This is a genomic window from Capnocytophaga sp. oral taxon 864 (genome assembly GCF_002998835.1).
In the GTDB taxonomy this organism is placed as follows: Bacteria; Bacteroidota; Bacteroidia; order Flavobacteriales; family Flavobacteriaceae; genus Capnocytophaga; species Capnocytophaga ochracea.
This window is the reverse complement of the sequence record NZ_CP027232.1, coordinates 1346056-1360264: the sequence shown is the minus strand read 5'-3', so window position 1 is coordinate 1360264 and position 14209 is coordinate 1346056. Positions and strand designations below refer to the sequence as shown.

At 40.3% G+C, this 14209-nt stretch carries 10 protein-coding genes and 1 pseudogene; 1 reads left to right on the top strand and 10 read right to left on the bottom strand.

The annotated features are described in order from the left end of the window. Positions 1-92: 92 nt before the first annotated feature. Positions 93-1534: pseudogene (locus C3V44_RS05895) on the top strand (arylsulfatase). Between the two features lie 112 nt (positions 1535-1646). Here the strand turns inward: C3V44_RS05895 and C3V44_RS05890 are convergent. The 10 genes from C3V44_RS05890 to murD all read right to left on the bottom strand — a co-directional run bounded on the left by C3V44_RS05890 (position 1647) and on the right by murD (position 13255). Beyond that, positions 1647-2930: an MFS transporter gene (locus C3V44_RS05890; protein ID WP_002675323.1), complete on the bottom strand. Its 1284-nt coding sequence runs from the start codon at positions 2928-2930 to the stop codon at positions 1647-1649. A 143-nt stretch (positions 2931-3073) separates the two neighbouring features. Continuing rightward, entirely contained in the window at positions 3074-3667 is a 594-nt protein-coding gene (locus C3V44_RS05885; RefSeq protein ID WP_009417664.1) for a thymidine kinase, read from the bottom strand. Between the two features lie 3 nt (positions 3668-3670). Next, positions 3671-4690 (bottom strand): DUF3078 domain-containing protein, encoded by a 1020-nt coding sequence (locus C3V44_RS05880; RefSeq protein ID WP_009411224.1) that lies wholly within the window; start codon positions 4688-4690, stop codon positions 3671-3673. A 552-nt stretch (positions 4691-5242) separates the two neighbouring features. Continuing rightward, on the bottom strand, positions 5243-6952 hold the full coding sequence (locus tag C3V44_RS05875; protein WP_106095858.1) for a 1-deoxy-D-xylulose-5-phosphate synthase: 1710 nt from the start codon (positions 6950-6952) through the stop codon (positions 5243-5245). Positions 6953-7127: 175 nt separating this feature from the next. After that, positions 7128-7673, bottom strand: coding sequence for a CopD family protein (locus C3V44_RS05870; RefSeq protein ID WP_106095857.1), 546 nt, complete (start codon positions 7671-7673; stop codon positions 7128-7130). A gap of 85 nt (positions 7674-7758) precedes the next feature. Continuing rightward, a complete protein-coding gene (hemH, locus tag C3V44_RS05865) occupies positions 7759-8790 on the bottom strand; it encodes a ferrochelatase (RefSeq protein ID WP_106095856.1) in 1032 nt (343 codons plus the stop codon). Positions 8791-8834: 44 nt separating this feature from the next. Continuing rightward, the gene (locus C3V44_RS05860; RefSeq protein WP_009411229.1) at positions 8835-9833 is read right to left on the bottom strand and encodes a DNA adenine methylase; all 999 of its coding nucleotides are present in this window, start codon (positions 9831-9833) and stop codon (positions 8835-8837) included. Between the two features lie 2 nt (positions 9834-9835). Further along, positions 9836-10696, bottom strand: a complete 861-nt coding sequence (locus C3V44_RS05855) for a hypothetical protein (protein ID WP_106095855.1) — start codon at positions 10694-10696, stop codon at positions 9836-9838. After that, positions 10689-11918, bottom strand: a complete 1230-nt coding sequence (locus C3V44_RS05850) for an FtsW/RodA/SpoVE family cell cycle protein (protein WP_009411231.1) — start codon at positions 11916-11918, stop codon at positions 10689-10691. Before C3V44_RS05850 ends, C3V44_RS05855 begins: the two co-directional genes overlap by 8 nt. A gap of 2 nt (positions 11919-11920) precedes the next feature. After that, a complete protein-coding gene (murD, locus tag C3V44_RS05845) occupies positions 11921-13255 on the bottom strand; it encodes a UDP-N-acetylmuramoyl-L-alanine--D-glutamate ligase (protein ID WP_106095854.1) in 1335 nt (444 codons plus the stop codon). Positions 13256-14209: the final 954 nt, after the last annotated feature.

Sequence of the window (14209 nt, the reverse complement as noted above, 5' to 3'; positions counted from 1 at the left end):
GAGTTTGATAGTCTATTTTATTGCTAATTGTAAATTGTTTTGTATCTTTGTCGCATTAATGATTAACCATTTATAACTCATTATTAACTATTATGAAACATTTACTATTCAGCTTTTTAGCTTCCTTATGTATCATAGGAGTCAAGGCGCAAGAAAAACTTCCTAATGTTATCTTTATTTTGGCTGACGATTTAGGTTACGGCGATATAGAGCCTTACGGTCAGCAAATTATCAAAACACCCCAACTCAGCAAACTCGCTGATGAAGGAATGAAGTTTACTCAGTTTTATACAGGTACATCTGTGTGTGCGCCCTCTCGCGCTTCGTTTATTACAGGGCAAACTACGGGTGAAACGCACATACGCGGTAATGAAGAAGTGCGTGAGCCAGTAGATGGACAAGCACCTTTACTTGCTAACGACCCATCGGTAGCACAACTTTTTAAGAGAGCAGGCTATAATACGGGTTGTTTTGGTAAATGGGGTTTAGGTATCGTTCCTTCCGAGGGAATCCGCTAAAACAAGGGTTTGATACTTTTTTTGGTTATAACTCGCAGTTCCGCGCTCATCGTCGTTATCCTGCTTTCTTGTGGCACGACAATGAAAAGGTGCTCATTCCCGAAAACGGAAATTATGAGCGCCAAAAGATTTATGGCGAAGACCTCATACAAGAAAAAATATTGGATTATATAGGCAAACAAACAGCTGAAAAGCCTTTCTTTATGTGGCTTACTTATACACTCCCACACGCCGAATTGGTAGTGCCTCACGACAGTATTTACGCTTCGTACGAATATCTCCCCAAGAAACCTTATAAAGGGGTGGATTACGACAAGATTACTCCTAAACCTTTTGGCTGGGCAGGTTATATGTCGCAACCGCATACTTATGCCACTTATGCGGCTATGGTGAGTCGGTTAGACAAGTATTTGGGAGAAATACGCAAGCTCCTTAAAGTTAAAGGGCTTGATGAGGATACCCTTATCATCTTTGCGAGCGACAATGGGGCACATCGCGAAGGTGGTGCTGACCCTAAGTTCTTCAACTCCTCAGCAGGATTGAGAGGTATTAAACGCGACTTGTACGAAGGCGGTATACGTACCCCTTACATTGTGTATTGGAAAGGCAAGATAAAGGCAGGTAGCGTAAGCGACCACATAGGGGCTTTTTGGGATATGATGCCTACCTTTGCTGAGATTACGCATCAGAAGTATGTGCCTAATAGGTATCAGGTGTCGTTTTTACCTACGCTTTTAGGGAAGAAACAACAGCAACAGCATAAATACCTTTATTGGGAGTTTCACGAAATGGGAGGTAGACAAGCAGTGCGTTATAAAAACTGGAAAGGAGTACGCCTAAACGTGAATAAAGATAAAAAGGCTCCTATTGAGTTGTACGACCTTACTACTGACCCTGCTGAACAGCACAACCTCGCCGAGAAATATCCTAAGATAGTGAAGAAAATAGAGCGATTTATGGAACAAAGCCATACACGCTCAGAGCTCTTTCCTTTTGATTGGGAGGCAAAGAAATAAAACTTACTAAGGAGGAAGAAAGATAACTAAAAAGCCTTTACCTAATCAGTATTTAGGTAAAGGCTTTTAAGTATGAGTATTATAGACCTTAAAAATGCTCTAAGAAGTAGGTTTAATGAGCTTTTTCATCTATTTTATTCTGCTTGGAGTCATAAGTAAAAGGCACTTTCCAAGTGATTAATAGTGCAGGAATAGTGCAAATCATTACCAATAAGAAGAAGTGTTGATATCCTAAATATTTACTGAGGAAACCACTAATCATACCAGGAACCATCACTCCTAAGTTCATCAGGCTATTGGCGAAAGCATAGTGAGCCATTTGGTATTTACCAGGAGCTATTTGTTGCATCATAAAGAGGGTAAGACCTACAAAACCGAAGCCATAACCAAAGTACTCACCTACAATTCCCAAAGCGATAGTAGGCAAGTGAGAGGGCAAGAAATAAGCAAAGAGCAGGTAAACCACAAATGGAATATTAAAAGCACACGCCAAAGTGAAAAGAGCTTTGCGCAACCCTACACGAGAAACAAAATAGCCAGCTGAAATAGAGCCTACAATAAAAGCAATAACTCCCGCAGTACCGTATACTAAGCCATATTCTTGTTCGGTGAGCCCTAAGCCTCCTTTATCAGTTTTAGCAATGAGGAAAAGAGGAGCTATCTTCATAGCTAATCCTTCTGCAAAACGGTATAAGAAGATAAAAAACAAATAATAAAAAATATATTTCTTTCGGAAGAAAGCTACAAAAATACCCCATAGTTCTTTCATTTTTACATTAAAATCACCAGCTTGCTGAGGTTTAGTATCTTTTGGCAAAGCATAAAGGTGATATAGACCTACGAGACCTAAAATAGTAGCACAAATGCTAAGAATCAGTTGCCAAGAAGCAATTACACTCATACCTTTTGCTTTTACGAGCCAACCTGCTAAGAAGATAAGACCACCATTGGCAAGCACTTTTGCTAAGTTGTAGAAAGCACCTTGCCAGCCAGAATATACACTTTGGGTAGCTGTGTCCAATTGTTCCATATACATTCCGTCACCTGCAATATCGTGAGTAGAACCGCTAAGGGCAATCACTCCTAATAAGGCTAAACACACAGTGAAAAAGTTGGGGAGAGGTAACGAAAAGACAATACAACCGAATAAAGCTGCTGATACTAATTCGGTAATGACAATATATTGTTTTTTAGTACCATAGAGCTCCATTATTACACTGATAATAGGTTTTAATGACCAAGGTAAGATGAGTAAAGAAGTCCAAAAAGCGTTCTGGTCGTCAGGAATACCTAATCCTTTGAAGATAATAGGAAAAACTAATGAAAGCATCACAAAGGGAAGCCCCATAGCGAAATAGGTGGTAGGCACCCAAGTAATAGGATTTTTCTTTTTCATAATGGTTGTATTATATTACTTCATTTTAAAAATCAGACAAAAGTACAAAATAATTACAAATTGGCAAGTTAACAGATTAGCAAGTTTGAAAATACCCTAAATATACCAAAAAACTTATCAATTAAGTACTTTAAGTGCGGTTATTATTCTTTTGTTTTCTTAGCATTCATTGCTTTATAGAAGGCAGCGCGACTGAGAGGCTCATAGCTATCGGCTTCTCCTAACAAGCGTTGCTGGTCGTTAGAAACTTTGCGAAAACTATAATTGGCGAGGTTGCCGGTACGTGTACAAACAGCGTGTACCTTAGTAACATACTCGGCAGTAGCCATCAAGAAGGGCATAGGTCCAAAAGGCTTTCCTTTATAGTCCATATCGAGTCCTGCTACGATTACACGTACTCCACGATTGGCGAGCTCATTGCACACGTGTACTATCTCGTCGTCGAAAAACTGAGCTTCGTCTATACCCACCACATCGCAACCATCGGCAAGAAGCATAATGCTGGCGGCGGCTTCTACGGGAGTAGAAGGAATTTCATTGGCGTTGTGCGATACGATATTGGTATCATCATAACGCGTGTCGAAACTGGGTTTAAATATCTCTACCTTCTGTTTTGCAAATTGGGCACGACGTAATCGGCGAATCAGTTCTTCGGTTTTGCCTGAGAACATCGACCCGCATATTACTTCTATCCAGCCTGTCTTTTCGTTGTCGTTTACTGTATTCTCTAAAAACATCACTTAAAAAGTATATAGTACTCCTACTCCTAATACTTGCTTGAACTGAGTGCGTGCGCCATAGTTGTGCACTTCACCATTAGGTGCTTTGTACGAATAAAACTTCACATCGTCGTCGTATTTGATATGCACCCCTATACGCGCCTGCACGTAGCTATTTACCTTCAAGTTGAGATTAGTTTCCCAATCTACATCTATATTTCCGAAGTTTTTAAGGTAATCGCCATAGAAGTTGAAGGAAGTATTGAGTATCATATTCTCCATCACTTTCTTGTCCCAGCGACCGGACACTGAAAAACCGAGTTCGTTATGAGTACGCTTACCTTTCTTCAGAATAGTACCGTCAGGAGCACGCTGGGCTCTTTCTACCCCGAAAGCACCTTCATCGGCTAAACGTTGGTCGAGTACAGCAGTAGTTTTAAGCGTGATAGGCGAAAGGAAAATACTGAATTTTATCTTTGAAGGAGCATATTCAGTACCCAAACCAAAGGTGATATAAGCAGGGGCAAAGAATTTGGAGATAGGCTTTTCTACATCGGGATAGTTGTACCCGTTGCTGATTTGTGAAAGAAACTGATAGCGCGCCGTGTAATACCAAAACGACTGTGAGTCGCCTCGATAGCCAAACGATGAGATGAGTGAGAGTTTATCGTCGGTTTTGCGCACTTCGCGTCCTTTTTGAGCGTTAATACCGTAGTTGATTTCTAATTCGTTGTCCCAAAAGAAAGTGCGTTCGGTATAACGGCGACGGAATTTGGCATTAAATATCCCCGAAATAGAACTTTCTCCTCCTGCACTCCAATTAGAAAAAGCTACCTCGCTCATATTAAGGCTTACTTGATTGAATTTGAACCATTTTTGTTGTGCTAATTTAAAACGGTTGAAAGTGAACTTTAACGCTTCGGTATCTTTCATTACTTTTACCGTATCGGACTTTACAGGGGCTTCGTAGGTTCTTGCTTTGCGCACTTGCCCAAAAGCGGTAAAGGAGGTAAGAAACAGTAGAACAATGAGTTTTTTCATACAGAGAATCGTGCTAAATATTTCAGGGTGCAAAGGTAATGATAATTTGCTAATTTGGCAATTAGCAAATGAACTAATAAATGTAAAATGGAATGAATATAGCTGGTGAATGCTTGACAGACAAAGCGTAATGAAAATGTAATAGTAGGGGAGAGGTATAGAATGAGAAGTAATTATCAGATTAGCAAAATAGAAGCTTGACAGATTGCTGAAAAAATCTTAATGTTTGTTAAATGTATGTATTTTTTTCAATTATTGAAAAGAAAAACATAACTTAGTCTCTTACACCGTAAAAAGAGTTAAGATATTATTATTCAGTTAAATAAATGATTTATCATACTTGTCTCTTCACCGAAGCTTAACCGAAGGAAGAGCGAACCTAAGACGAAGGAAAGACGAAGGAAAGACGAACCTAAGATGAAGGAAAGGTGTTAGTTAGTTGAATGTCAATAGGAAGAAAGGGCTTTTAAAACTGTTGAGGGAAAAGTGTTAAAAACGTGAAATGGTTGAAGAAAAAGCAGTTTTTGTTCTTTCACACATTGGCTTATTTTGTCAATCTGCTAAATCTCTAATTTTTAAAAACTCTTCTTTGAGTGTCTCTACTTTGCCGTGAGGAATAAAACTATCAGGAAGGGTGATGATTTTCAGCGGAGTGGTATAGCTGTGCTGGGTAGCAAATTCGGCTACGGCACTACCTAAACCGCCTGTGCTTCCTTCTTCTACTGTGATTACTTTTTTATAAGAACGGAAAATATGATGTAGCATCGCCTCGTCCAAGGGTTTGAGAAAACAGGCATCGTAATGGGCATATTTCTCGGGTTCAGCAGTTTGAGTGAGCTGTTGTTGTACATTTTCGGCAATGGCACCAATGGTGAGTACGGCTACCTCGCTACCTTCTTTTAGCTGTTCGCCTTTGCCTATAATTAGCTGTTGAAAAGGTTGTTGCCAATCGGTTTGTGTACAACGACCACGAGGATAACGAATGGCAATAGGGTGCTTGAGCGATTGCTGGGCGGTATAAAGCAAATTGCGCAACTCGGTAGCATTACGCGGTGAAGCGATAATGAGGTTAGGAATAGGGCGCAAGAATGCCATATCAAACACTCCGTGATGGGTGGCACCGTCTTCGCCTACGAGTCCTGCACGGTCTATACAGAATACTACGGGCAGGTTTTGCAGGGCTACATCGTGAATAAGCTGGTCGTAAGCGCGCTGTAAAAAAGTGGAATATACCACACAGTACGGTATAAAACCTTGTGTAGCCCAACCGGCAGCAAAGGTAACCGCGTGTTGTTCGGCAATACCCACGTCCATTACCCTATCGGGGAATGCCTTTTGCATAGCCGTGAGTCCGCTACCACTACTCATCGCAGGGGTGATAACAACTATCTTGGGGTTCTGCTGAGCGAGTTCGGTGAGGGTTTGCCCTACTACGTCTTGATATTTAGCAGGGAGAGCAGAGTTTTCAGGCAGAGGGTTGCCTGTGATTTTATCGAATTGTGAAGGGGAATGGAAGAATACTTGTGAGGCTTCGGCTTTGGGATATCCTTTACCTTTGGTGGTGACTACGTGTAAGAGGCGCACTCCACAGGCTTGCTTTTCGGCTTTGAGTGCCGAGATGAGCGCGGTGAGGTTGTGTCCGTCTACTACGCCTTTGTAGGTAATCCCCAAAGCACTAAAAAAAGTACTGCGGGTAGCGTGTTCGGTTTTCAGTTGGGCAAGGTAATGAGAGAACGCTCCTACGGTGGGGTCGATAGCCATTGTATTGTCGTTCAGTATAATGAGCATATTGGCATCAGTGGTGCCTGCATAGTTCAGAGCCTCGAAAGCCATACCACTCACAATAGAAGCATCGCCTATCACGGCTATATGTTGTCGCTCTTTATCGCCTGCCAAAGCCGATGCCATTGCCATACCCAAGACAGCAGAAAGAGAGGTAGATGAGTGTCCCGTACCAAAGGCATCGTACTGACTTTCTGCACGTTTAGGAAAACCACTGATACCTACACGCTCGCGTATATGCGTAAAATCCTCGTTTCTATCGGTGAGGATTTTATGAGCATAACTCTGGTGCCCTACGTCCCATACTAGTATATCGTGAGGAGTATCGAACACATAGTGCAACGCAATAGTAAGCTCTACCACTCCGAGACTTGCACCTAAGTGCCCGCCTCGTGTAGCAATAACCTCTATAATGCGGTTGCGGATTTGCTGCGCCAGAGCAGGAAGAGAGGTTATAGGAGTATTTTTTAGTTGTTGCATATTAAGCTTACGCTATAGAAATTCAACAAAGAAATTAAAAAGGATAAGGTTTGTGCCTTAGAAATCAAACAAATCTATTCAAATCAAACAATTAAAAAAGAAGTGTAGCTTGTATTTGAAACTTTGGCTAAGTTTGCGACGCACTCATTGGCTAAAATGTTAATTTTCAAATATGCTAATTCTTTCCTTTATTGACCAATTTCACTACTAACATTATCAGAGCCCCCATTGCTACAAAAGCTATTAAAGAAAAATACCAATAGGTGATGAATAAGCCTTTTAGTATCACGGCGAATATCACTACAAAGAGGATAATTGTAGCTACTTCGTTGAGCATTCGCAGTTGTACCGAAGTAAGAGAGGCGCGACCCGCTTGGAGTCGTTTCATTATGCGCCAAGAATAGTAATGATACACAAACAAAAAGACGATGAATAGCAGTTTGACGTGAAACCATCCTTGTTTAATAAGCGTCCACTCGCCACCGTCGTATAGCATATAGAGTCCGCTAAGAGTCATCAGCAACAGCGCCGGCACGGTAATGATGTTCCACAAGCGCTCTTCCATAAAGCTGAATTGTTTGTGGAGAATTGAGCGTTCGGGGTCATCTTTTTCCAAGGTTTCGGTGTGATAGATAAATAGTCGCACCATATAAAAGAGCCCTGCGAAATAGCTCACTACAAAGATGATATGTATACTTTTAGCAATAAGATAATCGGTCATTAGAAATATTTTAAGCGTTTCAGATTACAAAGATAGGAATTAATTAGCTAAAATAAAAAAAGAAGTCGTCCGAAAAGTTTTAATCTTATCTTTCATCTCTTGTCTCTTCATTAATCCAAGAGGAGAGAGCTTGTACCCACAGGTCGGAGTCGTTGAGGCAGGGAATCATTTTAAAATTTTCGCCACCATTTTTGCGGAAAGATTTACCTCCTACGATTTCTATTTCTTCAAGAGTTTCTACGCAATCGGCGACAAAGGCAGGAGCGATGACCGCTAATTTCTTTACACCATTTCGGGCAAGTTCTATAATTTTATCGGAAGTGAAAGGGGTAATCCACTTATCCTTTCCCAAACGCGATTGAAACGCTTGTGAGTATTTTCCTTTTTCTAATCCCAGCTTTTCTGCCAATAAGCGAGTAGTCTCAAAACAATGACTGCGGTAGCAGTGCCTTCCTTCTTCGCTGTAAGGGTCGCAACAAGTTACACCTTCTACAATGTGTTTGTGTGCAGAGGTAGGTGTGGTTTTGTAGAGATGGCGCTCAGGTACACCGTGATAAGAAAAGAGCAAATGGTCGAAAGGAGCTGTCCCTAAATGAGCCCGTACTACCTGCGCTAAAGCCTCGATATACTCGGGGCGATGGAAGAAAGCAGGAAACTTGGTGAGGCGCATATTAGGATAAGAGGCTTTGATGAGTTTTTCGGTGAGGACTTCAATGGTTTCGGTAGTAGCCATTGCGTATTGAGGATAAAGAGGAATGAGGAGTACTTCATCAACTCCTTTGCTGTGTAATTCTTTTAGTGCATTGGCGATACTTGGGTTGCCATAGCGCATTGCTAATACTACGGGTACAGAGACTTTACGCTGTACTTTTTCAGTAAGCCAACGACTAATGACAATGAGCGGAGAACCTTCGCTCCACCATATTTTTTGATAGGCTTTACTGGTTTTAGGTGGGCGCGTATTGAGGATAACCCCGTGTACCAAAGCATAGCGCAATAGGTAAGGCAGGTCGATGACCCGTTCGTCCATTAAAAATTCTTTTAGATATCGTTTAATGTCTTTTATAGCAAAGGAATCGGGTGATCCTAAATTTACGAGTAATACTCCTTTGGGCATTTTTAGTTAAGTAAAAAATTAAAAGAGAAAAATGAGTATATCATTCATCGTTTTTCTAAAATGTGAATATATTCGGTAGTGCTGTTGGTTTTATGTTGTCTATTTTCTTCCTTATCTGCTTTAAAACGATTGTATTGAGTACTTTGTAGGTCATATTTTCCATATTTTTGCATAGTATCTCTTATTTGTTCGAGAGACATTAGTCCTTCGTTGTTATAACTGAGAAATATATATTCAAATTGAGCATTTTTAATTAATTCATCAAAAGTTTCTACTACCTTAGTTCTTTTGCAATAGTTAGATTTGTGATAAGGGCGCAAGCCTGTTTTCCCTTGTGGAGCAAAAGTATCGTATTTGGCAATGGTGTTGAGCAGATGATAATTAGCCCCATATTCTCGATGATTGTAAGGAGGGTCGAGATAGAGAATATCCCCATTGATTTTGGTAATAAGGGTGTTGCTATCTTCATTAAACACCAAGTGGTCATTTTCGTTTTCCACAAAGAGAGCGGGCTCAAGGTACAAATCTTTCTGAGCTGTTTTTTTGATATGTTTCAGAAAAGCGCCATACACCGAAGCAGTGTTGGCTACCTTATCAGCATTTTCAAGCAAAGAAGCTAATAAAAAAAAGTACACATTTTCAGTGATATGATTTTCTTTTTTCCAAAGTTCAATTCTTTGGCGTATAGCATCAATGCGTTTGCCGTTGTTTTCTTTGAAGTAATTCCTGCCTGCAACACCATTTTCAGAATATTCATTGAATATAAAACCCTCAGTACCTTTTAGTAAATTGAGTTCTGAGAGATGTTCCCAATAGTTGAAAGTAATGTGATTTTCTATATAGTTTTTGTTTAGCACATAGCTATAATACTCTATATCATTACTGATAACTTGCTTTACATTGGTCTTAAACCCTCTCCCTACGGTTCCTGTGCCAGCAAAAAGGTCGCAAAATACTTTTTTAGATAGGTCTTTACCTGCAACACTATAAATAGTTTGCTTAATAAAGGGTAATAGTTTGTATTTTGAGCCTATATAATTCATTTTTAGTTATGCAAGAGTATTACAAAAGCTTCTGTTCTATAGGTTTTCAATCCTATATCTTTATGATTAAAATCAAAAGAGATAGTGAATGGTGTTACTAAGTTCGTATTTTCTATGATTTGTTGTATTCTAATAGGTGAAATATCTTCATCTAAATAGACTATCAGTAATCGAGGGTTTGCCCCGAATCTACCTTCATCTTGGTACTTGTACAGATATTCGGCTACTTTTTCAGGGTGCTCAATAGCTGTTGTTTTCCAATGCTCACCGAAATCTCTTTTAAATTCATTGGTAGGACTACGCGATACTTTTTGGTCGTAGCTTACGCCATCGATAAAGAAATCAACCCCACGAATATGCGAAAGAGTGGGTATGATATTGTCGTTTTTCAGAAAAACTAAAGTCTCTAAAAAGTCATTGCGCTCGGTATTAAGTTCCTTTATACGTCTGTACTTTACAGCAGCTAATTTTACTTTTTCATCTTTCTCTGAACGTGTATTGTTTTCTGCATTAAGTGTTTGTACAAAACTATCGAACTGACCTTGGGAAAAAGGCCAATTGAGTTTGCCCAATCCTAATGTACGCCATTCTTCTAACAGAATAGCAATATTCTCTTCTCCGTTTAATCCGTTTTGAAACTTAGGTAAGGACTTAAATATATGTCTTATTTTGTCTTTTGCATCATTGTAATTCCATATCTTTACAATCTCACTAAACAACTCGTTAGATGATTGTTTGATGAGTGCTCTCCTCTCATAGCCATCATATAATTCCAGAAAAGCAACAGCATTAGCTTTATTGCTAAAAATCTTCTTAACAATATCTTGATTAATAGTCCTTTTTATATCCCTAATATCATTCATTATTGGTGTTTTTCTTCATTTGTCTGAGAGCGCTTTCAGCGAGTTCTTCCTCTACGTCGGCTTCGGGTTTGTCTTTCTCCATCTTACCATCTTTGCGTTTTTGGGCACTTACGGAGAGAATACACCCTAAGGCTAAGCACGTCATCCACAATGATGTACCCCCACTACTGATGAGAGGTAGGTTCTGCCCCGTTACGGGAAAGAGTTCTACTGCTACTCCCATATTAATGATTGCTTGCAAGAGTATTGGGAAACCTAAGCCTAATACTAATAACTGTCCGTAGAGGGTAGGTGCTTTTTGTGAGATGACTACAATGCGAATGAGCAGTAGTATGTAAAGCACCATTATAACGATAGCTCCTAATGAGCCATATTCTTCGGTGATGATAGCATAAATAAAGTCGGAGGAACTTTGAGGGAGGAAGTTTTTCATTGTGCTTTTACCTGCTCCTTGTCCCATTATACCTCCTTTGGCAATAGCCATTTTGGAACGCTCTATCTGATAGCCTTCTTTGTTGTCCTCGCCTCCCATAAACGATTCGATACGACTCATCCAAGTATCTACCCTATTGGGGAAAGCTTCGGGGAAAGCTTTTACTACTAATAAGAAAAGAGCAAGGAAAACAATTGCAATGCCTATAGCTGAAAAGATATGTTTCATTGGGAAACGACCCAAGAAAGTGAGCATCAGCACTGAGCTGAGGATTAGCATTGCGGTGGATAGGTTAGAAAGAAGCACTAAGGCTGCAATCACTCCTACGGGCATCCACAGGGGTAAGATAGTTTCTTTGAAAGAGAGTTTTTTGCCGTAGTTTTTAGCTAAATAAGAAGCTACATAAGCCATCAGCATTACCATTGCGAAGGTGGAAGGCTGAAAGGAGAAACCCCCTACGCTGAGCCATCGGCTGGCGTTTGCCCCTTCGATGGTGCTTCCTGAAAGGTTTGCAAAGATGAGCAGGAGCACCGCTAAGATGAGCCCCAGTTTAGAAGCAGGACGGAAAAAACGATAAGGTGTACGATGTACGATATAAAGAGTGAGATAGCCAACCCCTACAAACACCAAGTGCTTGATGAGGTAGCCAAAAGGAGTACCCTTACCCACTACATACACTAAGTTGGTACTGGTGCTGTACACCGCCAAGAAGGAGAAGAGGGTAAAGACGAGTATGAGCGCCCAAAGGGTTTTATCGCCTTTGATATGTGAGGCTATCCATTCGCGCATTATTACAGTTTCTGAACGGCTGCTTTAAAGAGGTCTCCGCGCTCTTCGTAGTTTTTAAAGAGGTCGAAGCTAGCGCAAGCGGGAGATAATAGTACTGTATCACCTTCTTGAGCAAAACCCTGTGCTAATTTTACAGCTTCGTCCATTGAGCGGGTTTCGACAAGCGTGCCTATTGTGTTGTAAAACGATTGAATAATAGGGAAATTATCGACTCCGAGGCATACAATAGCTCTTACTTTTTCGTGTACATAAGGTAAAAGAGAGTTATAGTCGTTGCCTTTGTCTTGTCCGCCAACTATCCACACGATAGGAGTTTTAATGGTGTCGAGAGCGTAGAATACTGAATTTACGTTAGTAGCTTTGGAGTCGTTTACGTAAGTAACGCCATCTACTACTTTCACCTCTTCGAGACGGTGGGGAGCACCTTTAAAGCCTTTGAGACTTTCGCGCAATGAGTTGTTGCGGATATTTACCAAGCGGGCAGCTACACTTGCTGCCATTGTATTTTTAATGTTGTGCTTGCCACGAAGGCTAATTTCTTCAACGTCGATTTCAGTAGTTTGATTCTCTAACATAATGTATATTTTATTATCTTTTAAGAAAGCTCCTTGTGGGAGTTCTTTCTCTATAGAAAAAGGTATAAGTTTAGATTTTATAGTATGGGTGCTGAGCCACTGTGTAATTACCTCGTCGTCGGCATCATAGATAAGGTAATCATTTTCAGTTTGGTTCATCGCGATACGGAATTTAGAGTTGATATAGTTTTCGAACTTATAGTCGTACCTATCCAGATGGTCAGGAGTTATGTTAAGCAACACGGCGATATGGGGGGCGAAATGCTCTATGCCGTCTAACTGAAAACTACTGATTTCGAGTACATAATACGGTGAATTTTCGGTAGCTACTAATTCGGCGAAGCTATAACCTATGTTTCCGCCAAGTCCCACTTGCAATCCTGCTTCTTTGAAAATGTGATGGGTGAGCAAGGTGGTAGTGGTTTTACCATTACTACCCGTGATGCCTACAATGAGGCTATCGGTATATTGGCTTGCAAATTCTATTTCAGAAATTACAGCAATGCCTTTTTCGTGAGCTTTTTTGATGATAGGTGCTTTATCGGGGATACCTGGGCTTTTCATAATCACATCGGCTGAGAGAATTTTCTCTTCGGTGTGTGTGCCTTCTTCCCACTGAATGCCTTCTTTGTTAAGAGATTCGCGGTAGTGAGGTTTTAGGGAGCCTTTATCGGAAAGGAATACTTCCCAGCCTTTTTGTTTACCGAGAATGGCGGTTCCTACACCACTTTCACCACCTCCTAATATTACTAAACGTTTCATTGATAAAACCTCGTTTTGTTGAGGTGCTTATTATTTTTGGGCAAAGGTACAAAACAAAAGGGAATTAGCAAGGGAGAAAGCGAAAAAAAATAAATAATGACAGAAATGAGGAAATGAGAGAATGAGGAAATGGGGTAAATGCTAATAATCAACTTTGCCAAAGGTGCGAGCCGCACAGGCAGTGTGAGCCGCACAGGCAAAATTTTTGGTAAAGAGTGTACCCCTAAAAGTGACACAACTGAGGATTCGGAAGGAAACGGAGAATTTCGGAAGAGAGGAGGGAGAGTTTTTGATGAAAAAAGAGTGTAAGGGGGGTGGTCTTAGCTTATAGAGAGCTTATACGAATCTTGGACGATTGGTATAGAAAGGGTATATAAAAAGTTGATTCATAATATAATACAGCGACACAAAAAACGGTAAAAACGGGGTTTCGATGCGAAAGAAAGAGGAAGAGGTGCTAGGCCTTAGGCCATAGGCAATAGGGGGCAGTGTGACAGAAAAGAGAATTAGCAAATTAGAAAATTTGGAGATTAGTAAATTTTTTGGGGGAGTTTAGAGGGAATGTGCTGGAAAAAGAGGATTAGAAAATTTGGAAATTAGTTGGAGAGACTCAGAAAGACTTCTCTTTTTATTCACTTACTCGGCTACTACGGGTAACTCTCAGAGAGTATAGGTGAGTGATTTTCAACTTTGCCAAAGGTCGTATCACGACGGGCGAATAGAAATTTTGGCAAAGTGTAGGACTCATTGGATAAGCATTGAACTATATAGATTGGATAAACATTAAACGAAGATGAATTTGAGATAGAATACATAATATAAATAAGGTGATAAAAGTTTTTGTGTAAAAACTTCCAATTATCTGTGTAAAGGAGGTGAAAAAAGAGTGAAAAAAGAGGGTGTTTTTTACCAAAATAGCGTCTCGGAAATGTTAAATTTTTGTATACAAAAAGT